The organism is Solidesulfovibrio fructosivorans JJ] (genome assembly GCF_000179555.1).
GTDB lineage: Bacteria > Desulfobacterota > Desulfovibrionia > Desulfovibrionales > Desulfovibrionaceae > Solidesulfovibrio > Solidesulfovibrio fructosivorans.
Map to the genome: position 1 here is coordinate 61,197 of NZ_AECZ01000006.1, position 24,690 is coordinate 85,886.

30 protein-coding genes and 1 other RNA gene are annotated in these 24,690 nt (G+C 66.1%); 29 read left to right on the forward strand and 2 right to left on the reverse strand.

Annotated features, from left to right (window positions below):
- Positions 1–34: 34 nt before the first annotated feature.
- Entirely contained in the window at positions 35–2,536 is a 2,502-nt protein-coding gene (gene ptsP, locus DESFRDRAFT_RS05675) for a phosphoenolpyruvate--protein phosphotransferase (protein ID WP_005992017.1), read from the forward strand.
- A gap of 36 nt (positions 2,537–2,572) precedes the next feature.
- Here ptsP and DESFRDRAFT_RS20670 read toward each other — a convergent pair whose 3' ends face one another.
- Both DESFRDRAFT_RS20670 and DESFRDRAFT_RS05685 read right to left on the reverse strand, forming a co-directional pair.
- Complete coding sequence (locus DESFRDRAFT_RS20670; protein ID WP_005992018.1) at positions 2,573–4,456, reverse strand: hypothetical protein; 1,884 nt, start codon at positions 4,454–4,456, stop codon at positions 2,573–2,575.
- Positions 4,457–5,023: 567 nt separating this feature from the next.
- Entirely contained in the window at positions 5,024–5,809 is a 786-nt protein-coding gene (locus DESFRDRAFT_RS05685; protein ID WP_043793973.1) for a LexA family transcriptional regulator, read from the reverse strand.
- Positions 5,810–6,201: 392 nt separating this feature from the next.
- Here DESFRDRAFT_RS05685 and DESFRDRAFT_RS05690 point away from each other — a divergent pair, with 392 nt between their 5' ends.
- From DESFRDRAFT_RS05690 to DESFRDRAFT_RS05815, 28 genes are all read left to right on the forward strand, one after another.
- Positions 6,202–6,417 carry a helix-turn-helix domain-containing protein gene (locus tag DESFRDRAFT_RS05690; protein ID WP_233489565.1) on the forward strand — a complete coding sequence of 72 codons (216 nt, stop codon included), beginning with the start codon at positions 6,202–6,204 and terminating at the stop codon, positions 6,415–6,417.
- A 10-nt stretch (positions 6,418–6,427) separates the two neighbouring features.
- Positions 6,428–8,539 carry a Mu transposase C-terminal domain-containing protein gene (locus DESFRDRAFT_RS05695; protein ID WP_005992021.1) on the forward strand — a complete coding sequence of 704 codons (2,112 nt, stop codon included), beginning with the start codon at positions 6,428–6,430 and terminating at the stop codon, positions 8,537–8,539.
- Between the two features lie 17 nt (positions 8,540–8,556).
- Positions 8,557–9,333 (forward strand): AAA family ATPase, encoded by a 777-nt coding sequence (locus DESFRDRAFT_RS05700; protein WP_005992023.1) that lies wholly within the window; start codon positions 8,557–8,559, stop codon positions 9,331–9,333.
- Positions 9,334–9,912, forward strand: a complete 579-nt coding sequence (locus DESFRDRAFT_RS05705) for a winged helix-turn-helix domain-containing protein (RefSeq protein ID WP_005992026.1) — start codon at positions 9,334–9,336, stop codon at positions 9,910–9,912. It begins immediately after the preceding gene.
- Complete coding sequence (locus tag DESFRDRAFT_RS05710; protein ID WP_005992028.1) at positions 9,902–10,261, forward strand: hypothetical protein; 360 nt, start codon at positions 9,902–9,904, stop codon at positions 10,259–10,261. The genes DESFRDRAFT_RS05705 and DESFRDRAFT_RS05710 overlap by 11 nt, the downstream gene beginning before the upstream one ends.
- Positions 10,258–10,875, forward strand: coding sequence for a DUF3164 family protein (locus tag DESFRDRAFT_RS05715; RefSeq protein WP_005992030.1), 618 nt, complete (start codon positions 10,258–10,260; stop codon positions 10,873–10,875). The genes DESFRDRAFT_RS05710 and DESFRDRAFT_RS05715 overlap by 4 nt, the downstream gene beginning before the upstream one ends.
- A complete protein-coding gene (locus DESFRDRAFT_RS05720) occupies positions 10,875–11,096 on the forward strand; it encodes a hypothetical protein (protein WP_005992031.1) in 222 nt (73 codons plus the stop codon). The genes DESFRDRAFT_RS05715 and DESFRDRAFT_RS05720 overlap by 1 nt, the downstream gene beginning before the upstream one ends.
- A gap of 19 nt (positions 11,097–11,115) precedes the next feature.
- Positions 11,116–11,295 carry a hypothetical protein gene (locus DESFRDRAFT_RS05725; RefSeq protein ID WP_005992033.1) on the forward strand — a complete coding sequence of 60 codons (180 nt, stop codon included), beginning with the start codon at positions 11,116–11,118 and terminating at the stop codon, positions 11,293–11,295.
- Positions 11,294–11,359, forward strand: an RNA gene (locus DESFRDRAFT_RS21135) — hammerhead ribozyme type II. Before DESFRDRAFT_RS05725 ends, DESFRDRAFT_RS21135 begins: the two co-directional genes overlap by 2 nt.
- 8 nt (positions 11,360–11,367) lie before the next feature.
- Entirely contained in the window at positions 11,368–11,781 is a 414-nt protein-coding gene (locus tag DESFRDRAFT_RS05730; RefSeq protein WP_005992034.1) for a gp16 family protein, read from the forward strand.
- Positions 11,778–12,200, forward strand: a complete 423-nt coding sequence (locus tag DESFRDRAFT_RS05735) for a Mor transcription activator family protein (RefSeq protein WP_005992035.1) — start codon at positions 11,778–11,780, stop codon at positions 12,198–12,200. Before DESFRDRAFT_RS05730 ends, DESFRDRAFT_RS05735 begins: the two co-directional genes overlap by 4 nt.
- 12 nt (positions 12,201–12,212) lie before the next feature.
- Complete coding sequence (locus DESFRDRAFT_RS22015) at positions 12,213–12,797, forward strand: hypothetical protein (protein WP_005992036.1); 585 nt, start codon at positions 12,213–12,215, stop codon at positions 12,795–12,797.
- A 105-nt stretch (positions 12,798–12,902) separates the two neighbouring features.
- Positions 12,903–13,253 carry a putative holin gene (locus DESFRDRAFT_RS05740; RefSeq protein WP_005992037.1) on the forward strand — a complete coding sequence of 117 codons (351 nt, stop codon included), beginning with the start codon at positions 12,903–12,905 and terminating at the stop codon, positions 13,251–13,253.
- A gap of 2 nt (positions 13,254–13,255) precedes the next feature.
- Complete coding sequence (locus tag DESFRDRAFT_RS05745) at positions 13,256–13,996, forward strand: transglycosylase SLT domain-containing protein (RefSeq protein ID WP_005992038.1); 741 nt, start codon at positions 13,256–13,258, stop codon at positions 13,994–13,996.
- Positions 13,977–14,597 (forward strand): hypothetical protein, encoded by a 621-nt coding sequence (locus tag DESFRDRAFT_RS05750; RefSeq protein WP_005992039.1) that lies wholly within the window; start codon positions 13,977–13,979, stop codon positions 14,595–14,597. The genes DESFRDRAFT_RS05745 and DESFRDRAFT_RS05750 overlap by 20 nt, the downstream gene beginning before the upstream one ends.
- Positions 14,597–14,851 carry a hypothetical protein gene (locus DESFRDRAFT_RS05755; RefSeq protein ID WP_005992040.1) on the forward strand — a complete coding sequence of 85 codons (255 nt, stop codon included), beginning with the start codon at positions 14,597–14,599 and terminating at the stop codon, positions 14,849–14,851. Before DESFRDRAFT_RS05750 ends, DESFRDRAFT_RS05755 begins: the two co-directional genes overlap by 1 nt.
- Positions 14,848–15,042, forward strand: a complete 195-nt coding sequence (locus DESFRDRAFT_RS05760; protein WP_005992042.1) for a hypothetical protein — start codon at positions 14,848–14,850, stop codon at positions 15,040–15,042. Before DESFRDRAFT_RS05755 ends, DESFRDRAFT_RS05760 begins: the two co-directional genes overlap by 4 nt.
- A gap of 861 nt (positions 15,043–15,903) precedes the next feature.
- A complete protein-coding gene (locus DESFRDRAFT_RS22500) occupies positions 15,904–16,062 on the forward strand; it encodes a hypothetical protein (protein ID WP_158306964.1) in 159 nt (52 codons plus the stop codon).
- Positions 16,063–16,440: a DUF1320 domain-containing protein gene (locus DESFRDRAFT_RS05770; protein ID WP_005992043.1), complete on the forward strand. Its 378-nt coding sequence runs from the start codon at positions 16,063–16,065 to the stop codon at positions 16,438–16,440.
- A complete protein-coding gene (locus tag DESFRDRAFT_RS05775; RefSeq protein ID WP_005992045.1) occupies positions 16,437–17,015 on the forward strand; it encodes a phage protein Gp37 in 579 nt (192 codons plus the stop codon). The genes DESFRDRAFT_RS05770 and DESFRDRAFT_RS05775 overlap by 4 nt, the downstream gene beginning before the upstream one ends.
- Positions 17,012–17,236 carry a hypothetical protein gene (locus DESFRDRAFT_RS05780; protein WP_005992047.1) on the forward strand — a complete coding sequence of 75 codons (225 nt, stop codon included), beginning with the start codon at positions 17,012–17,014 and terminating at the stop codon, positions 17,234–17,236. The genes DESFRDRAFT_RS05775 and DESFRDRAFT_RS05780 overlap by 4 nt, the downstream gene beginning before the upstream one ends.
- A complete protein-coding gene (locus DESFRDRAFT_RS05785; protein ID WP_005992048.1) occupies positions 17,236–18,657 on the forward strand; it encodes a phage tail sheath subtilisin-like domain-containing protein in 1,422 nt (473 codons plus the stop codon). The genes DESFRDRAFT_RS05780 and DESFRDRAFT_RS05785 overlap by 1 nt, the downstream gene beginning before the upstream one ends.
- A gap of 15 nt (positions 18,658–18,672) precedes the next feature.
- Positions 18,673–19,047 carry a hypothetical protein gene (locus tag DESFRDRAFT_RS05790; protein ID WP_005992049.1) on the forward strand — a complete coding sequence of 125 codons (375 nt, stop codon included), beginning with the start codon at positions 18,673–18,675 and terminating at the stop codon, positions 19,045–19,047.
- Positions 19,048–19,050: 3 nt separating this feature from the next.
- On the forward strand, positions 19,051–19,383 hold the full coding sequence (locus DESFRDRAFT_RS05795; RefSeq protein ID WP_005992050.1) for a hypothetical protein: 333 nt from the start codon (positions 19,051–19,053) through the stop codon (positions 19,381–19,383).
- Between the two features lie 149 nt (positions 19,384–19,532).
- On the forward strand, positions 19,533–21,509 hold the full coding sequence (locus tag DESFRDRAFT_RS05800) for a phage tail tape measure protein (RefSeq protein ID WP_005992052.1): 1,977 nt from the start codon (positions 19,533–19,535) through the stop codon (positions 21,507–21,509).
- A 2-nt stretch (positions 21,510–21,511) separates the two neighbouring features.
- Complete coding sequence (locus tag DESFRDRAFT_RS05805) at positions 21,512–22,870, forward strand: DNA circularization protein (protein WP_005992053.1); 1,359 nt, start codon at positions 21,512–21,514, stop codon at positions 22,868–22,870.
- Positions 22,854–23,939 carry a phage baseplate assembly protein gene (locus DESFRDRAFT_RS05810; RefSeq protein ID WP_005992055.1) on the forward strand — a complete coding sequence of 362 codons (1,086 nt, stop codon included), beginning with the start codon at positions 22,854–22,856 and terminating at the stop codon, positions 23,937–23,939. The genes DESFRDRAFT_RS05805 and DESFRDRAFT_RS05810 overlap by 17 nt, the downstream gene beginning before the upstream one ends.
- Before the next feature lie 23 nt (positions 23,940–23,962).
- On the forward strand, positions 23,963–24,613 hold the full coding sequence (locus tag DESFRDRAFT_RS05815; RefSeq protein WP_005992057.1) for a phage baseplate assembly protein V: 651 nt from the start codon (positions 23,963–23,965) through the stop codon (positions 24,611–24,613).
- Positions 24,614–24,690: the final 77 nt, after the last annotated feature.

The following is a 24,690-nucleotide window of genomic DNA, read 5'->3' on the forward strand; positions in this document are numbered from 1 at the left end:
CGAAACACAAGGCCCCATGGCATCGGAGTCGCCCGTGATCGGCATCGTCATTGTTTCCCACAGCAAAAAGCTCGCCGAGGGCGTGCTCGAACTGGCCTCGCAAATGACCCAAGGAGCCGTGCCCATGGAGGCTGTGGGCGGCATCGACGACCCCGACAATCCCATCGGCACCGACGCCATGCAGGTGTTGGCGGCCATCGAAAGCGTCGCCGGCCGGGCGGACGCCGGCGTGCTGGTGCTCATGGACCTCGGCAGCGCCCTTTTGAGCGCCGAAACGGCCCTCGATTTCCTGTCCGAGGAAGTCCGGGCAAAGATCCGCCTTTGCGCCGCTCCCCTTGTGGAAGGAACCGTGGCGGCGGCGGTGCAGGCGGCGGCTGGAACCTCGCTCAAGGAGGCCGGCGACGAGGCCGCCGCCGCGCTCCAGGCGAAAATCGCCCAGCTCGCGCCCCTGACCGGCGAAGCCTCGGCCCCCGATGCCCCGGTCGCCCAGGCGGCAGCCCAGGGAGAGACGCTCACTCTGGAACTTGCCATCGAAAATGCCCTGGGGCTCCACGCCCGGCCGGCGGCCAACCTCGTGACCACGGCCGGGAAATTCGCCTCCGTCATCGAGGTGCATAAGGGCGGGGAGACCGCTTCCGCCAAGAGCATCAACCAGATCGCCCTGCTCGGCGTGCGCCACGGCGACACCATCACCATCACCGCTTCCGGGCCGGACGCCAAAGAGGCGGTGGAAGCCCTGCGCGCGCTGCACGCGGACCATTTCGGGGAACGGGAGGCGGACGTCGCGCAAAACGCGCCGGAGCCGGTCAAATCCGCTCAGGCCGACGGAGAGGGCCAGTTTTCCGGCGCGCCCGCCTCGGCCGGCTATGCCGTGGGACCGGCCCTGACGCACCTGGCCGACCTGCCGGAAGTGACGCGCCGGCAGGTGGCCGACGCCAAGGGCGAAATCGCCAGGCTCGATGCGGCCATCACCACGGCCCTGGACGAGCTCGACGTCCTGCGCCGGGAAACGGAAAAGACCGCCGGCAAGGCCAATGCCGCCATTTTCGAAGTGCACGGCCTGATTCTCGGCGACAGGGACCTGCGGGAAAAAGCCGTGGCGCGCGTCACCTCGGAAAACGTCGACGCCGCCTATGCCTGGTCCGAGGTGATCCATGCCGTGGCGGACGACTATCACCGCCTCGACGACGGGTACATGCGGGCCAGGGGCGACGACGTCCTGGACTGCGGCCGCCGCGTGTTGCGCATCCTCTCCGGCGAGGGCGCGCGCACCATTCGCCTGGACACGCCGTCCATCGTCATGGCCCATGATCTCGCGCCCTCCGACGTGGCCGGACTCGATGCGGCCATGGTGCTCGGCATCGTGACCGAAACCGGCGGCGCGACCTCCCATGCCGCCATCCTGGCCCGAGCGCTGGGCATCCCGGCGGTCATCGGCGTGGGTGATGTCATCGGCGGGGTCGCCGACGGTCAGGTCGTCGCCCTGGACGGCGTGGCCGGAACGGTCTGGACCGCGCCGGAACCGTCCGTGCGGGAGACGGTGGCGGCCAAGCGCACGGCCTGGCTCGCCGCGCGCGAAGCGGCCAAGGCCCGTGGCGCCGCTCCAGCCAAGACCCGCGACGGGACCGTGATCGCGGTCCTCGGCAACATCGGCGGTCCGGCCGATGCCGCGCGCGTTCTGGAATACGGCGCCGAGGGCGTGGGGCTTTTCCGCACCGAATTTCTTTTCCAGGACCGCGAGCAAGCCCCGGACGAGGACGAGCAGTACGAGGCCTATCTCGCGGCGGCCAGGGCCATGGACGGCCGGCCCGTCATCATCCGCACCCTGGATGTCGGCGGGGACAAGCCGCTTCGCTATCTCGACGTTCCCCAGGAGGCGAACCCCTTTCTCGGCGAACGGGGCATCCGCTTTTGCCTGGCCCGGCCCGAACTGCTGCGCACCCAGCTGCGCGCCCTGCTTCGGGCGGCGGGGAGCGCCGACATCCGCATCATGTACCCCATGGTGTCCGACGCGGCCGAGCTTGCCTCGGTGCTGCGCTTCCAGGAGGACGTGCGCCGGGAACTCGCGGACGCGGGCCGGGCGATGCCTTCCCGGGTGCAGACCGGCATCATGGTCGAAGTGCCGGCCGCCGCGGCCATCGCCGGCAGGCTCGCCGGGCTGTGCGATTTTTTCAGCATCGGCACCAATGACCTGACCCAGTACGTCATGGCCGCCGACCGGGGCAATGCGGCGGTTTCCAAGCTCTGCGACAGTTACCATCCGGCCGTGTTGCGCATGATCGCCCTGACCTGCGAGGCGGGCAAGGCCGCCGGGATCGAAACGGGCGTGTGCGGGGAGCTTGCCGGCGACAGACTGGCCGCGCCGCTCCTGCTCGGCCTGGGAGTGACGGAGCTCAGCATGAGCGGGCCGGCCATCCCGGACGTCAAGGAAACCATCCGGTCCGTGGACATGGAGGCCTGCCGCGCTTTGGCGGCCAAGGCGCTCGCGGCGCAGAGCGCGCAAGCGGTGCGCGAACTCCTGCACGTTCACGCCTAAGTGGGCGGCAGCCTGATCCGAGCCGCGCGTTTCAACTCAGTATGGGCTGAGCCCTTTGGCTTTGACCAGCACATGCCATCCCGACACCTCGCTCGACAGCAACTGCGCCAATTCCTCCGCGAAATCGCCGAGCGCGGCAGAGTTCATCGAATGACTTTGTTCTAGAAACTGCTCACGCTGTCCGAGCAAGGCCAGCATGCTTTTATAGCGACTGGCCAAACTTGGATATTCTCCCTGTGAACGCAAGGCGAAGGCCATGGAAGCCACAGCCGGAATAACCAGGGCTATCATATTCATAAACGTGCACAGTTGAAGGCCGTTGACGCCGAACGGCAGTCTTACGGCCACGTCGTCCTTGACGAAAAGGAAGACAAGGGCGCGCAGAAGGATAAAGAGCAGCCCGCCCAGGTAACAGGCCAGGCCGAACGCCTCAAGCCGGCTGGCGATAGTCTCATAGCGCCGTTGCCGATCACGATAGAATACCATTTGGTTTTCCATCACCTTTTCCTTGATGAGGCGACGGTAGGACAAAAGCATTTCCGGGGTGATGGCCGCATCAACCAATCCCGCTTGGCGGAACACGTTGCGCAGTAGCCAAACCGACCATCCCGCCTTGTCGCAGGCCGGGGCGCCCTCCTCATGAGCGCAGCCGGGTGTCCGGCCGAGAAAAACGAGATAACACATGTGACGCAGGTGCTCGGCCATGTAACGATAGTCCAGAAAGCGCTGGTGCCAATTGCGCCGGCGGTTGATGCGCACCAGCCAAATGATGGCCGCGAAGGACAGAAATTGGATGGTGAACCCCAGCCCCCTGAGCTCCTTCGTATAGGCCCCGACAAGCAGGCCGATGATGACCGAGGCCATGAGCAAATGGCGGAGGAAGCCCAGGGCGCGAAAACGCGCGGCGTAATAGACGGCCAAGTGGTCGGCCCACAGGTAGTGCTCGGTCAGCAAGCGCTCGACGCGCCTGGGCTGGGCCCCATGCGAGTCCAGGGCATCGCACCAGGGACGGGCCCAGGCGGACTTCACCGAAGGGGACGCCGTCTGGGACGTGGCTTTGGACCGGTGGAAGGCGAGGGTCTTCTCGAACCAGGAGGGAAACGCACCCAGCATGGCATCCAGGCGGCTTGGTTTCTTCCATGTTTCCGCGAAGTATTGTTGCGGGCTGGTGCCGGACGGAGTCCCGCCAAGAAGGGATTCGAACCATCGCTTGACGCATGACGCGGCGGGCTTGGCTTTTGGGGATGACGGAGCGAGCGGCGTCGCCGACGGCAGGAGCAACCGGGTGATGCACGTTTTGAGATCCGCGCCCCACTCGCCGGTGGCGCAGGGAGAGAGGACGCGGTTGGCGGCGGGTTCGGCCGGATGAACCATGACCACAGGGATGCCCCGGCTCCGGGCTTCGGCCACGATCTGGCCCGTGCCGCCGCGTCCCTTGGCCTCGGCCCCGTCCCATACGGCGAGGAGAAGGTCGCTTTGTTCGAGCACGACGCGGCCCACGGCAAGATAGGCGTCGTCCTGGGAGGGGCGGATTCCGTCCAATTCCAGGACGGCCGATGCCTTGGCGAGCAGGTCGCGAAACTCGTGTTTCGAGGCTCCCTGGGCAAAGTCCTTTTCGTATTCCTCTCGTGCAAAGGGCAGCGGGGATTGGAGTTCGTAGTCCTGTTTCAGGGCCTCCCGGGCCACGATCCGGTCCGCGCCTTCGGCAAGCGGGGAGACACAGCGCAGGATGGGCGGAGAGGGACTGAAGAGGTGCCGCTCAACTTCTCGCAGTTGCGATGCCACCTCTTCCCGGATTGTGGCCAGAACGTCCGCAACGGCCCTGGCGATGGCCGGAATTGTTTCCGGCGTGAGGTCGCGATGTCCGGTCACGCCGATGGCGCAAACAAACGGGGTGGTGGGAGGGGCAGCGTATTCCATGCCGAGTTTGCTTCTCCGTTACAGGCTTTTTTGATTGTTTCACGGATGCATTCTGACCGGTGCCGCATCTTTCCCAGTTTGGCGGATGCGGCCCAGCACCCCCAGGAACCCGAACGCAGCTTGGCCGATAGGAATTCTCATTTTGGTCATGGGAACACCCGCAACAGTGCTGTGGGGCCCAAGCCCACACAAATCAGTGCCAAATCGCGCGCCGCCTTACAAATGCAAAAAGGGGGAAGAGATGGGGGAAGCCCCCTCCCCAACGTAAAAGGGGTTGGACCGTATCAGTCCAACCCCTGGTCCACCCAAAGATGTCGCAGCCCCCATGCGGGGGGCGACTGCCGCGATCCAATTCGTCAACCAGAAGATCGAGTTTCAATCCGCGCCCCCGTGACCGGGGAGGCGATCAGTTCGGCACGAGAGAGAAAGGGGGGTGAACGGCCGAGAAGGCCAGCCGGGCCTAGATCTTAAGGCGACGCCAGGCACGAAGGAATTTTGGCACTGATTGACAGAAAATGACGGGAAAATGCGCGCCTTTTGGCACGGGATCGAACGGCTTTTGACGGGCTAGCGCACGTACTCGCGGCAGCTCCAGACAACGCGCCCGATAATGCGCACCGTGCCGGCCAAGTCGCCGTTCATATCCACTTCTATGGGCGCGTAGCGTTCGTTACGGCTTTGCAAAACAAGCTTCCCAGGCACACGAAGCAGGGACTTCACAAAAACTTCCTGCTCTATGCCGACCGCAAATATCGCACCAGCTATTATCTCGCGCTGACTTTCATCTATTAAAACCGTGTCGCCATCAAAAAGCATCGGCTCCATGCTGTCGCCGGCGACATCCATAAGCACCATCTTCTTTGGATGTCCCTTCCGCTGCAAGAAATCCAACTTGAACGCGTAGTAGCCGATTACTTTTCCTTCCGTTTCCAGACTTCCCGTCCCGGCCGCCAATCGCGCCATCACCTTGGGAACAAGGGCATATCCCATGCTCGGCGCGGCATCCGGGGCCATCCACTGCAGATCATCCTCCGCAACCACCTGCTCAATCTGGTCCCCCGCTCGCAGTCCCCCCGCCCGGTTTGGCTCCATTGCGAGTTGAGGCGAGGCTTCGCATTCGCCGCCCCAGCGCATGGGACCACGTCCAAAAAACAACCAATCGCTTGAAACGCCAGTCTTTTCAGCTACAGACTGAACCCAATCGGGCGGAACCTTCCCTCTTTTGCGCGCGCCGTTAACAGACTGCGGCGTAATGCCAATACACCTGGCAAAATCAGACTCACTCCTGGATTCCGTCGCGGCCAGAAGTCGCATGAAAATTGTGTCAAAGGTCTTCGCACTTTCCACGGGCATCTCCGAAACAAAGTTCGAAATTCAGTTAAAAGCTAATTGACGGAAATCGTTAAACATATATCTAACCGAAAAATTTAAAGTCCGAACTTAAAATTTAGCTTGAGACTGACAATTTTAAGCGTTAAGTTAAAAACGAGCAGCGACGGTCAACCCGCTACACACGTAGCTACCAGGGGCGACACCGTTACACAATGTCCGACGCCTGGGAATTTTCGAATCAAGGACCACGCGTTCGATGCAAAGCGCCCGACATCTGGACTGCGTGCTCGGTCGCATGGGCAAGGCTGGCGGGCCATCGACGGCGACCACGCCCGGCTCCTGGAATGGGCGCGGACGGAACGGAAAATCAGTCGCTTGAAAGTGCGCAAACGCAAAAGTGAGACGGAATTATGATGCGTGAAGGCAGGAAAGTCCGGGCCTGGATGGTGGAAAGGGACATTTCGGTATCCGACGTCGCCCGCCGGGCCGGCATTGCCCGCTCCATCGTTTCGGAGACCGTACACGGCAGACGCAACAACAGAAAGGCGCTTCGGGCGCTGCTTGCCGTGGGGTGTCCGGGACGGTTGTTGGCGTTGCCGGAAGACATGAAGGGACAGGAAGCGGCGTAAGGCGGTTGCGATGATGCAAGATACGGTCACGGCAAAAGAGATCGCGCGGGCGCTTGGCAAATCCGGACGCGCGGTCCAGCTCAGAGCGGGCAAGGAGTCCTGGTCCTTTGAACAATCCGCCTGCCGTGGCGGCAAGCGCCGCCTTTATCACCTGCGCTCGTTGCCCGAGGACGTGCGGCAGGCGTTTGCCGCCGCCATGCTGGCCGGCAGTCCCGGACCGGTCACCCCGCCCACCGTTTCCACCGTCTCTGTGCCCGCGACGGCGGCTCCGGCCACCATGCCGTCGCCCCTTTCCAAGCTGACCAGGCACCAGCGCGAGACCGCCCTGGCCCGGCTGGCCTTTGTGCGCGAGATCGAACACGCCACACCGCTCGTCGGCAAGGAGAAGGCCATCCGCAACCTGCTTGCGGCGGCCACGGACAAGACCTTGGTTCCCCGGCTGGCGAAACTGATTCAGGTGGCCAACGACCGCATGGCCGCCGGACGCGGCCTGTCCCGACGCCGCCTTTACGACTGGTGCTCGAAGTTCGCCGAAGGCGGCGAAGCGGCGCTGGCTCCTCGCCACCAGGGCCAGGACATGGGTGTGCCCGATTGGGCTCCGGCCTTCCTGGCCATCTGGCAGCGACCGCAAAAGCCCACTGTGGCCGATGCCTACAAGCAGTTCGCGGATGCCTGGGAAGGCATGCCACCCTCCATTTTCGCCGTGCGCCGGTTTCTGGCCAAGATGGCCGATCCCGACCGCGAGGCCGGCCGCGACACGGGCAACGCGCTGCTCAAGCGCCGCCCCCACAAGCGCCGCAGCACGGCCGAACTGTGGCCCACCGACGTCTACACCGCCGACGGCACCACCTTTGACGCCGAAATCCAGCACCCGATCCATGGCCAACCCTTCAAGGCCGAGGTGACCTTTGTGCTCGACGTGGCCACGCGTCGTTGCGTGGGCATGTCCATCGGCGAGGCCGAAAGCGCCGGCACGGTGCTGGACGCCTTGCGCATGGCCTGCCTGTTCGGCGGCATCCCGGCGCTTTTCTACACCGACAACGGCCCGGGCTACGTCAACAACATCATGCTCACCCCGGGTTCGGGCATGCTCGACCGCCTGGGCATCGAGGCGGTCCGCGCCATTCCCGGCCGTCCCCAGGGCAAGGGGCTCATGGAGCGCGCGGTCAAGACCCTTTGCGACCCGCTGTCCAAGCGCCTGCCGTCCTGCTCCCATGCCGATATGGACGGCGACGCCGCCCACAAAATTTTCAAGATCACCCGGGCGGACCTGAAAAAGCGCGCCGCCTCCCGGCTGCTCCCCACCTGGGAGGCGTTCAAGGCGGCGCTTCTCGCCCGTGTGGAAGAATACAACGCCACGCCGCATCGCGGCCTGCCCCGGATCGAGGACCAGACCAGCGGCCGGCGGCGGCACCTCTCGCCCAATGAAGCCTGGCAACGTTTCGTTGAACGCGGCTTCGAGCCTTTCCGGGTTCCCGAGGCCGTCCGCGACGAGCTTTTTATGCCGGGCATCCCCCGCAAGGTGCGAAACGGCGAGGTGCGGCTTTTCAACAACACCTATTTTTCCGAAGCGTTGGCCGACTTTCACGGCGATTTCGTGGACGTGCGCTACGACATTTGGGACGCGTCCAAGGTCTACTGCTGGACCACCCGGGGCGAGATGATTTGCACGGCCCGGCTCGACGGCAACAGCATCGACTATTTCCCGAAAAACCAGGTGGAGGCCGCCCGCGAGCGGCGCGCCAAGGGGCAGGTGGCCCGGCTCGCCGGCAAGATCGCCCGGATCGCGCCCGGGGCCACGGTGAAGCTCCCCGAAGCGCCGCAGGACATCACGCTTGTGGCCGACGCGGTCACGCCGCCAGCGCCCGAGTTGCCCGACCCGCCGGCTCCCGAGCCCCGGGACGTCGTCCCGGCGGACTCCGGGAAGCGGCCCCTCTTTTTGTCCGAGCAGGACCGCTACACCTGGCTCATGCGCCACCGCGACGGCTGGACCGAAGGCGACCAGGCCTGGATGGACGCCTATGTCCGGTCGCCGGCCTACGCCGACCTCCACGATTTCTACCGCTACGAAGGCATCGCCTGGGACGGCGGCAACGTCCCGCACCGGGCGCAAACCAAATAGACCGACAGGGAGAAGGCATGCGCAAGCAGTTTGTCAAAACGGAGAACTATTCGCGCTTCACGGCCGGCATCGCCGCCGTGGAGCAGCGCGGCGCGGCCGAGGCCGGCATGATGCTGGTGCACGGCGCGCCGGGGCTCGGCAAGTCCCATATCGTCGGACATTGGGCGGCCGAGACCGGGGCCGTGTTCTTGCGGGCCAATGTGGATTGGACGCCCAAGTATTTCCTGGTGGAGCTGGCCAAGGCCATCAAGGTGGACCCTTCGGGCACGGCGCAACAGCTTTTCGGCCGCCTGCTGGAGCGGGTGGTGGAGGCCCAGCTGCCCATCGTCATCGACGAAGCCGAGTTCACGCTCCACAACAAGGCCGTGGCCCTGGAGAAAATCCGGGACCTGTCCGACCGGGCCGAGGTGACGGTGGTGCTGATCGGCATGGACCGCATCCAGCAGCAAATCGGCAAATACAAGCAGATTCACGGCCGCATCGCCCAGGTGGTGGAGTTTCAGCCCGCCAGCCTCGTCGACGTGGCCCATGCCTGCGAGCAGCTTTCCGAAGTGCGCATGGCCCCGGCGCTCATGGCCGAGGTGCACCGCATCTCCGGCGGCCGCATGCGCGAGGCCTTAAACGTCATCGCGGCCGTGGAGCGCCTGGCCAGACTCAACGGCCTGAAAACGGTGGACGTGGCCGACCTGGAAGGCGCGCCGCTGGCTTTCGACTGGCAAAGCCGCACGCCCAAGATGGTCCGCATCGGCGTCGCCGGTCCGAACCGCACCGCCTGCGCCGCCGGAGGCCGTTAGATGGCCTGGTCAGGGCTGGCGATCCTTAACGCCCTGGCGGACGGCCCCAAGCTGACGCGGCAGATCGCGGCCCGCCTGGGAAAGACCCGCGAGGCCGCCCGGCTTTGCCTGGAAAGTCTGCGGCGCAAAGGGCTCATCCTATCGGCCGAAGGCATGCACCAGATCACGGACAAGGGCCGGCAATTTCTGGCCGAGGATCGGGAGATTACTTCCGGTCCCTGCGGTAATGCTGCCCCGAGCCGACGCGCGTTATCCCTGCGCCAAAAGGCCTGGCGCGCCATGAGCATACGCGACGGCTTCAGCCTCGACGACCTGCTCACCATGCTGTGCGACGGCAGCGAGAAGGAGCCGGAGCGCAACCTGACGCGCTACCTCGCAGCGCTGGAGACGGCCGGCTATCTGCTGCCGCTTGCCCGTCGCGGCGAAGGCGGCGTCAAGCGCTGGCGGCTGCGCCGCGACCGCATCAGCGGCCCCGAAGCCCCGGCCTTCAACACCCAAACCCGACGCTTGACGGATTGCAACACCGGCCAGGTCTTCGAGCTTGGCCGCATCGCCCTGGAGGCTGGCCATGTCCGCTGATTGGCTGGCGCTGCTGGCCGCCGAGGCGGCGCGGACGTCCATCGCGGCCACAGGCCGGCGGCTGGGCTACTCGCGCACCTCCATCAGCCTGGCCCTGGCCGGCAAGTATCCGGGAGGCACGGACAAGCTGTCCGCCAAGGTCCTGGCCATCCTCGGGCATCGGGTCTGCCCGCATCTCGGCCGGGAAGTGACGCCGGGCGAATGCGCGGACAACGGCGACAGGATGCCCACGTCCAGCCCGGCGGCCCTGCGCTTGTGGCGGGCCTGCCAGACCTGCCCGCACCGGGTGGCCCCCAAAACCAACGTCAACGACCGGCCCCGGGCGGCCGGAAAGGAGCAAACGGCATGACGACGGCTACGGCGATTCCCGACGGCTACATGGAAGACGCCAAGGGGCGGCTTATCCCCACCGCCAAGGTCAAGGAAGTGGACAAGCTGCGCGACGAGCTGACGCGCAACATCGTGGCCACGGCCAAGGGCGTGCAGATGGCCATGCGCGATTTCCGCGCCAACACCCTGGGCGACATCCAGGCTTTCGCCGACCTTTCGGCCGAGAAGTACGGGGCCAGGCGCGGCGGCCTCAAGGGCAATCTTTCGCTCTTGAGCTTCGACGGCCGCTACAAGGTGCAGGTGCAGATCAGCGAGCACCTGGCCTTTGACGAGCGCTTGCAGGCGGCCAAGGCGCTTATCGACGAGTGCCTGACCGAATGGACCCAGGGCAGCCCCGACGAGATCAAGGCCATCATCAACCAGGCCTTTGCCGTGGACAAGGAAGGCCGGGTCAACACCGGCGCGATCCTGGGCTTGCGGCGTCTCGACATCCAGGACCCGCGCTGGCGCGAGGCCATGGAGGCCATTGCCGACAGCCTGCGCGTGGTGGGCAGCAAGAAGCTCCTGCGCGTCTACGAGCGCCAGGACGACGGCTCCTACACCCCCATCGCCCTGGACCTGGCGGCGCTGTGATGGACGCGCTGCCCATCGAGGTGCGGGAGGAGCTGCGCCGCATGCCGCCCGCGACCACGGCCGAGGACGCCACGGCGCTGGCGCGCGGCCTGGCCCGAAACGGGTTGCGTGCCCTGCGCAGCGGCATCCAGGGGCGCGAGACCGAGACGCGGCAGGTCGCGGCCACGGTGGCCGCCGCCGGCATCCGGCTGGTGGAATACTGCAATCAGGATTGGCCGTAGGTCGGCCGGAGGAACAGGCATGCCCGATACAAAACGGCAGGTGCCCATGCGGGCGCTCAAGAGCGCCGAAAGCCAGGCGCTTTTCTGGAAAAAGCAGGCCGAAGCCCTGTCCGGCCTGCTCACCAAGGCCATGCGGGACGGCCAGCTCGGCACGTCCTACGTCCGGCAGGCGCAACGCCTCATCGCCGGTGTGATCTAAGCGAAACCGCCCCGCGTGGGCGGTCGTCCGGGCGTGGCGGCCCGGGCCTGATGAGCAGCCAAAGAGAAAAAGATGCGTCCCGAATCCCGTAAAAGCCTGCTGGCCAAAATCCATATCGCCAAGAAAGATCTTGGTTTGGATGACGCCAGCTACCGCGCTGTCCTGGAGCGGCTGACCGAACACGAAAGCGCCGGCGATTGCACCGTGCCGCAGTTGGTGCGGGTGGTCGCCTACCTGCGGACCCTCGGCTGGCAGGAGCCGGCCAAGAAGCCCTCGCGCCGCAAGCCGGCGGTCCCCGGTGCGGCCGGATATATCGACAAGATGGAGGCCTTGCTGGCCGAAGCCAAGCGGCCCTGGAGCTATGCCGGGGGCATCGCCAAGCGCATGTTCGGCGTGGAAAAGCTGGAATGGCTCACACCCGAGCAGGCGCGCGGCGTGCTGGCGGCGCTTTCGCGCGACGCAGCGCGCCATGGGAGGCCGGCATGAGCGAGCAGCAGAACCTGCCGGCGTCCGTGCAGGAGCTGGTGGACCTGATCGGCCTGCCAAAGGCAGTGCTCCTGGTGCGGTCCTTGGGCGGCACCACCTTCCCCGTGCCCAAACGGCAAACCAAGCTGGGCGAGCAACGCTACAACATGCTGGCCGACGTGGTAGGCGAGGATGCGGCGGACACGCTGGTGGCGCATTTCGGCGGCGGCGAACTGTACGTGCCCCGGTGCGCGGCGGCCTTGCAGGCGGTCCGGGATGCGGAGATCAACGCGTATTTCGTGGCCGAGACCAACAAGGGGCGGTCGTCGGCCGAGGTTGTTTTTCACTTAGCGCGGCGGTATAAACTTTCAGATAGGCGTATCTGGCTCATTCTCAAGACCGTTCCGGTAAAGCCAGAGGACCAATTCCGGTTAGTTTAACGGAGGGGAAACATGAAACGTTTGGCAGTATTGGTAATAGCTTTGTGGGTGACTTTATGCGGGAAAGTTTGGGCGGTTGAAGCAAATCCCATGGCGAGATTGCACGGCGGGAATATAGTGCAGTCGATTAGTGTAGCCGCGAATGAAAATAATGGATATTTCAAGACACCAATAGAGAATGCAAAAATAAAAGCCTTAGAATCTGCAGTTATATCCATCGAAATGGAGCCATCTAAAAAAATAATCACAAAATCCGGAAAAGATGTTACTCCGTTGACCACGTCACACATAGCGCTAAGCAAGGATACGGGAAAAGTTAAAGAGATTGTTTTTCTCGTACAGTGGAATAAAAATGCGGCATCTGCCATGGATGCGTTTCTAGCCGCTGGATTTGTTACAAAGCTCATGGGAAAGCTTATCAATCCTGAGGTCAAAGAAGACGGCCTACATAAATTATACAAGGCTTTATTAGGTGACAATCCTGGTGATTTTCTTGATGGAAAAGAACGGGTTGCTCGTGTGAATGGTGTAAAGTGTGCTGCGCAGTTGGTGCCCAACGTCGGGCTGGGACTCCTTATGTCAAACGGCACGGAATAGACTGAATCCCTTCACCTATCACCGCCCCTGGTGCGCCGCCTAGCATAGGCGGCGTCCGGGGGCGGTTCCATTTGCGCCTCCAAACCGCAATGCAAGGAGGCGTCCATGTCCCACAAGTTCCATTCCCCGCGTCTGCTCGCCTGTTCCGTGGCGGCCGCGTTGCTAGTGGCGGCGCTGTCCGTTGTGTCGCCGGTGCAGCTGCCGGTCATGCTCTACAAGCTCGCGCTGGTCCTGCTGGCCGGCTACGTGGGCTACTGGCTCGACCGCTGGCTGTTTCCCTACGCCAGGCCGGACGGCTACTTGGCCCGCGAATGGCGCGCCCACGACGCCGCCTACCCCGACGACGAGGCCGACTACGCCGTGGTGCCGGGCTACGCATCCATCTTCGCCGCCGCGCTGCTGCGTCGCGCCTTGATCGTGCTCGGCGTCATGCTGGCCGTGTGCCTGGGGCTGTAGCCGTGCGCCGGTTCCTGGCCGACATGCTCGGCCGCATCCCCGACGCCTGGCTCGCCCGGGCGGAAGCGGCCTCGGGCTTTGTCTGCAAGCACTTCTTCACAGGGTTCCTGTGGGGCGCGGGCTTCGCCGCCGGGGCGTTGGCCGTGCTCCTTTTCACCCTTGTGGCGGCCCGGGCCGAGTCCATCCCGGCCAATGCCTTGCGCCACCGGGCCGAGCTGACCCGGTGCGGCCGCTACGCCTTCGGCCTTGCCGCGCCCGTCGCGACGCTCGCCGCGCAGGTGCACCAGGAAAGCCGCTGGCGGGAAAATGCCGTCTCCCCGGTGGGCGCGCGCGGCCTGGCCCAGTTCATGCCGTCCACGTCCAAGTGGATCGCCGGGCTTGTGCCCGGGCTGGCCGCCAACGATCCCTTCAACCCGGGCTGGGCGCTTCGCGCCCTGGCAACCTACGACAAGTGGCTGTGGGACCGGGTGACGGCCCAGGACGGCTGCCAGCGCATGGCCATGGCCCTTTCCGGCTACAACGGCGGCCTGGGCTGGGTGCGGCGCGACAAGGCGCTTGCCGGGCGAAACGGCGTGGACCCGTTAATCTGGTTCGACCACGTCGAGCGTTTTAACGCCGGCCGCGCAGCCGCCGCCTGGAAAGAAAACCGGGGCTATCCCCGCCGCATCCTGGGGACGCTCGAACCACTCTATATCCGGGCCGGCTGGGGCCAGGGGGTGTGCCATGTCACTGCTGCTCAATAAGTGGGTGCTGGGTGCCGTGGCTGGGATGCTCGCCTGCGTCCTGACTTTCGGGGCCGGCTACCGCATCGGCTACGGCCGGGCCGATGCCGCCAGGCTGGCCGAGGTGGCCACTCTCAAGGCTCAGGCCGAGACATGGAAGGCCGAGCAGGCGAAAGCCTGGGCCGAGGCCGAGCGCAAGGCCCGCCAGGAGCTGGAAGCGACCCAAAGCCGGGCCAATGCCCTTGCCGCGAGGCTGGACCGGAGCAAGCGCCAAAGCGCGGCCAAAATCAGAAGCATCACAAGGAGAATCCCCCATGCGACTGCTGGCCTTGATTGTGTTTTCGGCCCTGAGTTTGTGCGCCTGTACAACGAGGCCATCGGTGCCGCCGCCCCCGGTTCCGGTGACACCGGTGATGGTGCCGTGCCCCAAGCCGCAGATCCCGCCCCAGTTGCTGGAGCGCCCGACGCCGCCCCGGCCGCTCACCCCGGATTACGACCGCGCCGCGCCGTGACCCCGGCCGACATCCTGGCCCACATCCGCGACTATGGGACGCGCGCGCAAGCCATGGAGGCGCAGCTAAACGCCCTGATCGACCTGGCCACGGACGGCGGGAACCGCTGATGGACGCCGCCGTGTGGGTGCCCATGGCCGTCAACGTGCTGCTCGGCCTGATCGCCTTTTTCGGCGGCCTGTGGATCAAGCACTTGCAGGATGCGCTCAAGGGCCACGAGGCCGACGTGGCGGCCTTGCGGGAGCGGGTGGCGGACGGCTGCGTGCGTCGCGACGATTACCTGTTGATGCGCACCGAAACCTTGGACCGGCTGAAGGCCATCGAAGCCAAGCTGGACCGACTTATCGAAGGAGGAAAGGCATGAGCGACGACTTGGCCGGGCAGTCCACGGAACTGGCCCTGTTACGGCGTATCGACGCGAAGATGGACAAGATGGCGGCGCGGATCGATGCCGTGGACCGGCGGGCGGCCATCGCCGGCGGAGTGTCCGGCACCATTGCCGGCGGCGTGGTGGCCATCGCCGTGGAATACATCAAGGCCAAGATGGGCTGGTAGCCATAGCCCACGGCAAGGACACGATCGCGGCCGAGCGGACGGCCTCCGCGCACGAGCGTCCGCCCCTGGAGATGGCGGCGGCGGTCAAGATCGATATGCTGGCCAGTCTGGCCGGCGGCTTCAACAAAACCATCCCGGACTTCGCCAGGTGGGAACGGCCGACGTGAGCCCCCCACGCACCGGTTCGGGGCCAGGAAAGGCCAGTACGGCAGCGCCCGCCGCAGGACGCCCCTTTCCCTGGGGCAAGGTCCCGGCGAGGCGCTTTTTTGGCGTTGGCCGCCGGACGAGGCGGAAATCGAGAAACCCGCGTTAGAATCGCTGCAAAGGGTGCTGGAGGGACGAGGCTAGGGCGACGGGGGGAGGATGGATTTTAACGGGGGACTAACGGGGAATATGCGGTTAAAATCATGAACAAAGCGTCTAACATCCTTGATCTGACTGAAAAAAGGTCTCCCCCCACATCTCTCTTTAGTGGTTTTATTGCTTATGCGGTACATCCCGCAAGCAACTCTAAGGAAACGGAAGAAAAGGCGGCTGAAATTCGAGCCGAAATCCGCAAGAATTATGATGCGCTTCCTTCAAATTCGAGAGAAATGGACTACTTTTTTGGACCCCTTCGACCTTTTCTGAGCAAACCATACGAACGATCCGGGACAAAATCAAAAAGGCTGTCCATGCTGCAGGCGCCACCATTACATTCACGATTAAAGTTTGCTATGACAATAATACATTAGTCGATCTGTCTTGATCTAGTCAAATTCCTCCCGCGCCATCGCATGGGCGACCTTCTGGTCGCCTTTTATTTTCATCTGAACCCCTTCACCTATCGCGCATCCCCCTCCCGCCACTAGCGTGGCGGACATGCGCAACGCTTTCCACTCTCCCATAAGCCACGCCACGGCCGCCATTGCCGTGGCGCGCATCGCCCGCGCCCACATCCGGGCCGCAGATGGGGCTTTTGCCTGCGGCAACGCGGCAAAAGCCCCCAAACCCGAGACCCCACAGCCCAAGGACAAGTAAATGTACGCCAGTCTGGACGACATGACGGCCGCCTTCGGCACGGACGAGCTGCTGGCCATCACCGACCGGGACAATACCGGCGCGGTGGACGCGGCGCTTGCCGAGAACGCCCTGGCCCGCGCCGCTTCCGAGGCGGACAGCTACCTGGCCCGGCGCTACGCCGTGCCCGTGGCCGATCCCGTGCCGCCGGTCTTGACGGCGGCCGTGTGCGACATCGCCCGCTATCGCCTGACCGGGGGCCTGGCCAGCGAGACGGACACGATCCTGGAGCGCTACCGGCAGGCCCTCGAGTGGCTGACGCGGGTGGCTGAAGACAAGGCCGATTTGCCCGGCCAGTCCCCGTCCACCGGGCAGGCGGTCGCGGAGGACAAGGCGTGATCGCCGTCATCGAGGAGGCCATAAAGCACCGCCTCGCGGCGGCGGCCCTGCCCTACAAGCCGACCATCGCCACCTACGGCGGCGAGTTCGACGCAGGCCTCGAACAGGTGGTGCGCCGCTTTCCGGCCCTGTGGGTCGCCTTCGACCACGACGGCCCGGGCAAGGCGATCAATACCGCCAAGGACGTCTGGCATATCCCGGCCACCTTCGTGGTCATGGTCGGGGCGCGAAACCTCCGCTCCGAGGCCGCCCCCCGCCAGGGCGACGGCCGCAACGTTGGCACCTACCGCATGATCGCGGACGTGCGCCGGCTGCTGACCGGGCAGGACCTGGGGCTCGAAATCGACCCTTTCACGCCGGGTCGCGCCCGCACCGTCGTGAGCGCCAGCCTGCGAAGCCAGGCCGTGTCCGCCTTCGCCCTGGAATGGCACACCGTCTATCCGTTGCGCCTGCGCGAACCGGATGCCCCGGAGCCGCCCCTGCTGGAGCGCGTGGGGCTCAACTATCACCTGCTGCCGGACGACGGCGTGCCCGACGCCGCCGACCTGGTCGCATTACAAGGAGACAAGCCGTGACCACCATCACCGTGCGCGCCGCGCCCGGCCTGCGCGTGCCCATGGAGGGCATGCCGCGCCGCCACATCACCGAGGACACCGCCGTGGCCGTGTCGGACAGCGCCTATTACCGCCGCCGCGTCGCGGACGGCGACCTGCTGCCGCGGGCGTCCGACAAGACCACCACCAAGGCCGCTACGGCCAAACCCGCGCCCAAAACGGCGAAGAAAAAGGAGGCGTGATGGCAAGCCCCAACATTTCGTTCGACACGCTCCCGGCGAGCATCCGCAAGCCCGGAAAATACTTTGAATTCAACACCAAGCTGGCGGTGCGCACCCTGCCGGCCAACGTGCAGCGCATGTGCATCGTGGCCCAGGGCACGGCCGAAGGCAGCCAGCCGACGCTGACCCCCGTGGAGGTCTTCTCCGACGAGGAAGCGCGCACGCTTTTCGGCACCGGCTCCCTGGCCCACTTGATGGTGCGCGCGGCCATCACCGCCAACCCCTACCTGCGCCTGACAGTCGTCACCGTGCCAGGCGACGCGGCCGGCGTCGCCGCCACCGGCACGGTGACGCTCACCGGCACGTCCGCCGGCATCGGCGTGGTCAACCTGACCATCGGCGCGCAGCTCCTCCAGGTCGCGGCCGCTCTCGGCGACACCGCCGCCGCCGTGGCCGACGCCCTGGCCGCGAAGGTCAACGCCAACCGCACGCTGCCCGTGACGGCCGCCGCCGCAAACGGCGTGGTGACCCTGACCGCGCGCAACAAGGGCGAAACGGGCAATGGCATCACGCTGGCCTGCTCCCTGGCCGTGAACGGCCTGGCCATGGAGCTTTCGGCCATGGCCGGCGGCGCGGTGGACCCGGACATCGCCCCGGGGCTGACCGCCGTGTTCGCCGACGGCCACGACATCATCGCCGTGCCCTATAGCGGCCAGGCCCAGCTGACCGCCTTGCGTTCGCATCTGGACGCGGTCAGCCACGCCCTGGAGCAGCGCGGAGCCATCGGCGTCTACGCCCACACCGGCACCCTGGCCCAGGCCACCACCCTGGCCGGGCAGATCAACAGCGGCCGCATCACCTGCGCGCTGTTGCCCGGCACGGCCTCGCCCGCCTGGGTGGTGGCCGCCGCCTACGCCGCCGTCATCGCCGGCGAGGAAGACCCGGCCCGGCCGCTCAATACCCTGGCGCTCCCGCCCGTGGCCGTGCCGCCCGTGCCCAAGCGCCTGAGCCGCATGGAACAGGAGTCCGCGCTGTATAACGGCGTGACGCCCCTGGAAGTCGGCCCCGGCGAGGTGGTCCAGATCGTGCGGGCCATCACCACCTACACCCGCGATCCGCAAGGCATCGAGGACATCGCGCTGCTCGACCTGACCACCATCCGCACCCTGGACTACGTGCGCACGGCCTGCCGCGAGCGCATCAGCCTGCGCTTCCCGCGCGAAAAGCTGACCACCCGCACGGCGGCCAAGGTGCGCTCGGAGCTTATCGACGTGCTCTACAAGCTGGAGGAGCTGGAGATCGTGGAAGAGGTCAAGGCCAACCTGCCGGCGCTCATCGTGGAGCGCGACAGCCAGGACCCCAACCGGCTGGACGCCGCCATCCCGGCCGACGTCGTCAATGGCCTGCACGTCTTCGCCGGTCGCATCGACCTGCTGCTCTAACGGAGGGAAATCATCATGGCGTTAAAGGAATACCTCGGAGCCGTCGTACTGGAAATCGACGGCCGGGAATACGAAGTCATCGAGTTCGACGAACAACACGACGCCGGCCGCAAGGTCGTCAAAACCATGAACCGCACCGGCCGCGCCCTGGGCTACCACCAGGGCGTCAAGACCTGGGAGCTGACCGTCACCACCGCCGTGCCCAAGGACGACGCCCTGGACTGGTCGAGCGTCGAAGGGGCCAAGCTGACCATTTATCCCGTCACCGACGGCGGCAAACGCGAAAGCTACCAGGACTGCGCCGTGATCAGCGTCGGCGGCAAGTACACCGTGGACAACGAGGCGCGCCTCGACATCAAGCTGCTCGCGCTCAACAAGGTGGAGGAATAGCCCATGATGACCGTCGCCGGACAGCTGCTGGTCGGCTACAAGGACGCCGCCGGCGCGCTGCACAAGGACTTCGAGATGCGCGTGCCCACCATCGAGGACATGGAATGGGCCATCGAAAACGCCCCGGAAAACGCCTGTTCGGCGCGCCTGTCCCGCTACATCTGGTCCCGGGCGCTCACCCGCCTGGGGACGCTTGCGCCCGAGGCCATCACCCCCGGTCTTTTGGCCGGGCTGCATTACAGCGACTACACGCCCCTTGCCGCGGCCGAGGAGTCCCTGCGGGGAAAGCTCGCGCCCGCGAGCGCCGACTCCGGGACTTCCGGCTCCTCGAAGTAGCGCTGGCGGGCAAAACGTTCACCTTAGGAGACATCCGCGCCATGACCATGCCCCAGGCGGAAACCTATCTGGCCATCCTGACCGGCCGCGCCGATACCGGCAACGGTCGGCGCATCGTGCCGCGCCGTCGCGGGCGGGAGGCGTAACCCATGGACAACTCCACGGAAATCGCCGTCGTCACGCGCCTGAGCGACGAGATGGCCGGCCTGGGGCAAACCGCGCGCCAGGCGGCCCGGGCAGTCTCGGACATCGGCTGGGCCCGCGGCGCGGTCAAGTCCGTGGGCGCCATGGCCTACGAGGCCTTGCACGGCCTTGACCAGGCGGCCCGGGCCGGCAAGCGCCTGCGCGACGCCTTGCGCGGCGTGGGCACGGCCGGTCGGGCCGCCCTGGATACGGTCAAAGGTTTCGGCCAAGCCGGCGCGGGCGTCACCGCCGGGGCCATGGTCGCCGGCCGGGCGCTGGCCAAGCCTGTTGCCTTCGAGAAGCGCTTGGCGCTCATGGCCAACACCGCGTACGCCGACCGCGACGTGGCCGGCCGCATCAAAGGCATGCAAGGCCTGGCGGACGCGGTCAACACGGCCCTGCGCCAAGGCGGCGGCGATCGCGACCAGGCGGCCGAAGCCCTGGACGCCATGCTGACCTCGGGAGCTGTCAAGGTCGACGCGGCCAAACGGCTTCTTCCGACTATTCAGAAGGCCGCGACCGCTTCCGGAACGAGTCCCAGAGAAATCGCCGCGATTGTCATCCAGGGCATGCAACAGGGCTTTTTCACAGAGGGACAGGCCGGCCAGGCCCTGGACAAAGCCATGGCCGCCGGACAGGCCGGCGGCTTCGCGCTGCGGGACTCGGCCAAGTGGCTGCCCAAGCTGATGGCCTCGGGCTCGGGCATGCGGTCCATGGCCGGCTTCGAGCAGATTCTCGCCTATGCCCAGGTGGCGGCCGTCACCGCCGGCAGCGGCGACGAGGCCGGCAGCGACCTGGCCAACCTGCTGCGAAATCTCAACTCCCAGGGCACGCAAGAGAATTTCTCCAAGCTCGGCATCGACCTGAACGGCGCGCTCACCCGGGCGCGGGAACAGGGCATGCTCCCCCTGGAAGCCATCGCCAACTTGGTTGACAAGGAGATGGCGAGCAGGGACCCGCGATACAAGGCGCTGCAAAAGCGTTTGGCATCCGCCAAGGGCGACGAGAAAAGACGGATTCTTTCCGACATGGCCGACCTGGCCAATGCCTCGGCCGTGGGCGAGGTCTTTCAGAACCGGCAGGCGCTGCGAGCCCTCATCGCGGCGAACAACCAAAAAGACTCCATCCAAAACGTCCTGGAACAGATACGGAACTCCCGGGGCACGAATGACAAGGCCTATCAGGTTTACCGGTCCACCACGGGCGCGCGCATGGAAAGCACGGCCAACGAGGCCGAGATCGCACGGTCCCGCATGTTGCAGGACGTGTCCGGGCCGCTCAAGGCCGTGGCGGACGCGGCCACCGATCTGGCCCAGCGCTTCCCCACTCTGACCACCCTGGCCACCGAGGCGGCCACGGGCCTTGGCGCGGTTGCCGAGGCTTTCGCGGGTGCCGGCGCCTTCAGTCTTTTCGCCGGCGGAGGGGGAGGCGGCCTTACCGCCGCCATCGCAAAGGGCGCTGGCAAGAATCTGCTGCGAGGCGTGCCCCTTTTGGTGGCCGGCGCGGAAGCGCTTGCCACGGAAGCGAATCCTACGCTGTCGCGTGCCCAGAAAAATATCCGCCATGCCGAAACCGCCGGCGAGACCGCCTTTGCCATCGCGGGCGCGAAGGTCGGCGCGATGGCTGGCACCGCTGTCGCCCCCGGGGTGGGAACGTTTATCGGCATGATCCTCGGCGGGATTGGTGGCTACATGATGGGCGGCAAGGCGGGCCGCGACACGGGCCAGTGGATATGGGGCGACCAGGCGGGACAGGACGCTTCCCGCGTCCTCCACGGCGCGCACAAAGCCTGGGGACTCTCCGGCCAGGCCATGAACGATGCGCAACGCATCGTGGTCGAAGACAGGAGCACCATACACCTGGAATCCGTGCTCCATGTCGACGGCCATGAGATGGCCCGGGTCGTGAACAACTACAATACGGCCGACGCCAAAAGGGAGTAGTCATGGCTTGGCGCGATTCGCTTTTACCCGCTTCCTTCCGCGGCGTGCCCTTCGACGTCATCACCGTGAGCGACAACGCGGAGCGGGCGCTGGTGCAGCACGAATACCCGTACCGCGACGGCGCGGAGATCGAGGACATGGGCCGCCGGCCGCGTAAGGTCGCCTTCCGGGCCGTCTTTTGGGGCGACGACTACGAGGAGGCCGTAACCCGCCTCATCGCCGCCCTGGACACGCCCGGCAAGGGGGAGCTCATCCACCCGGTCTTCGGCTCCCTGACCATGGCCTGCGCCAGCTACCGCGTGGACCACAACGAGGACCAGCCGGACTATGCCGAGATGGAGCTGGCCTTCATGGAGGCAAGCCCCGACATCCCCTTTTTCGACAAGCCGGCCACGGCCACGGCCCAAGCGGCGAGCCTGGCCGGGGACCAGCAAAGCGCCTTGTCCCTGGCCACACTGGCCTCCTGGGCCGGCTATGCCGCCTGGGCCGCCACGGTGCCGGTCAGGCTCGCGGCTTACGTCCGGGGCGAGACACTGGGCGCGGTCCGTTCCGTCACCAACCTGGCCAGGGACCTGGCCGGGCTTCCCCGGGCGGTGGCCTCCGACTTTTTGGCCCTCCCGCATGCCCTGGCTTCCGAGGCCCGGGCCGTGACCGCCGCCGTGACCGACCTGGGCGACCTTCCGGCGGCCACCTTCGGCCGGTTCGCCCGGTTGGCGGCCATCTCGGACAAGTTGCCGCGCCTACCCCTGACGGCCGCCGGGAGTCCCTCGGCCTATCGTCTGGACCCGGCGCGCTATGCCGGGAGCGTGGTCTCCGGGCCGCTTATCGGCGCGGCCGTCGCCCGGCCAAGCGTGGTCGTACCCCCGCCCGGCACGGAAAGCGCCGCGCCCGAGGCGGACCTTTCCAGCGCCACCGGCCAGGCCTGGGCCATGGCGGCGGCCGTGTGCAACCTGGAGCGGGCCGTGGCCATGGGCAATGCCGCCGCCGCGGCCCTGGCCGAGGACGCGGCCGAGCCGACCCTCACCCCGGCCGAGGTGGAGGCCATCGTGGGCGCGACGCGGCAACGCTATAAGGACTGCATGGACGAGCACCGGCTGGTGCTGCCCACCGGGCAGGCCTACCCGGTGGTCGAGCGGCTGCGCACGGCGGCGCTTTCCATCCAGGAGCTCGGGGCCACGGTCATCCACCTGCACCCGCCGCTGGTGACCCACGCCGCGCCGGGCCTGTGCAACCTGCGGCTGCTCGCCCACTGGCTCTACGCCGACCACACGCGCGCCGCCGAGCTGTCCCGGCTCAATCCCGGGCTGCGCAATCCCAATTTCGTGGCCCAAGGCCAAGTGCTCTATGGCTTCGCCAGCTGACGCCGCCGACGAGCGCATCACCCTCCGCGTGGCCGGCCGGGAGCACCGGGACTGGACCAGCTACCGCATCGAGTCGCACCTGATCACCCCGGCCGACGCCTGGCGCGTGACGCTCGGCATCCCGGCGGACAGGATTCCGGCCACGGTGCGGCCCTGGGCGGCCATGGAGGCCTGCCTGGGCCAGGACGTGGTCCTGACCGGCCGCATCGACCGCATCGAGCGCGAGGTGGCCAAGGGCCAACACGCCCTGACGCTTTCCGGCCGCGACGGCGCGGCAGTGCTGGTGGACTGCTCGGCCCCCATCTTCACCCGGCGCAAGGTCACGCTCACCGAAGTGGTGGACCTGGCCGTGCGGCCGCTCGGGGTCTCGAAAATCCGGGTGGACGTCGTAAGCGCGCGAGAGAAGGTGGAGATCGAGCCGGGCATGACCGCCTGGGACGCCTTGGGGCAGGCCTGCGAAGCCAACGGCTGTTGGGCCTGGTTCGAGCCAGACGGCACGCTGGTGGTCGGCGGCCCGGATTACGCCGCCGTGCCCGTGGTCACGCTGGTCATGCGCCTGGACGGGCAAGGCAACAACGTCCTGTCGCTTGCCGTGACCGAAGACGTGTCCGGCCGCTACAGCGAGGTGACCGTGCTGGGCCAGTCCCACGGCACCGAGACGGCCGACGGCCAACACAACATCCAGCACCGGGAGACCGACCCGGACGTGCCGGGCTACCGGCCTCGCATTCTGGTCGCCGGCGACTGCGACGGCGCGGCCGAGGCCAAGCGCCGGGCGCAAAAGGCGCTTATGGATTCGCGGCTGGAGGGCCTGACCCTCACCGCCCTGGTGCGCGGCCATCGCGTCACGGGACAGGGGGAAAGCGGCAAGCCCTGGACGCCTGGCCAGCGGGTGCGGCTGGTCAGCGAGCCCCATGGCCTGGATGCCACCTATTTCCTCATGGGCCGCACGTTCCTCGGCGGCCGCGACAAGGGCGGCGTCACCGAGCTGACGCTCAAAGAGGACGGCGTCTGGCTGCCCGAGCTGGCCAAGACCGGCGGCAAGGGCACAAGGAAAAACAAGGCCTAGAAAGGACACTCGGTGGATTTGTCATGAGCAACGATTTTTTGCGGCGTGTGGACGCCAAGATCGCGCGCGCCTTGTCCCGGGTGCGCCTGGGGTTTCGGGCCGTTCTCACGGCGCTGGACACCACGCCCGGCGTGCAGCTGTTGCAGGCCGATGGCCTGGCCGGCGAGCAGTTGCAGGCTTCCGAAGTCTTCCAGCAGTTCGGCTTTACCAGCGCGCCCCCGGCCGGCAGCCAGTGCATCGTGCTGCCCCTTGGGGGCAAGACCGCGCACAGCGTCATCGTGGCCACCGAACACGGCAACTACCGCGTGCAGGCGCTTAAAAGCGGCGAGGTCTGCGTCTACAACCAGGCCGGGGCCAAGATCACCCTGAAGCAGGACAAGGTCGTGGCCATCGAATGCGACAAGCTGGAGGTCCGGGCCAAGGACGAAATCGACATGACGGCGGCGCGCATCCGCCTGCGCGCCAGCCAGCGCATGGGCTTATACGCCCCCGTTTGGGACCTGGGCGGCGACGAGGATGGGGCGGATTGCGAAGGCGTCTGGCGTGGGAATCTGCATATTACCGGGACGTCCCGGGCGGACGTGGATCACATCACGGGCGGGGTGTCGCTGGTGCATCACGTCCATCCCGAGAACGACGGCGGCGGACCGACGGATGAGCCGATTGGAATATAAGAGGCTGTTTATTGGGTCGTATGGCAAATTTTCACTGCTATACCTACGCCTTATGATTGACGGTGGCATTTTTAAGG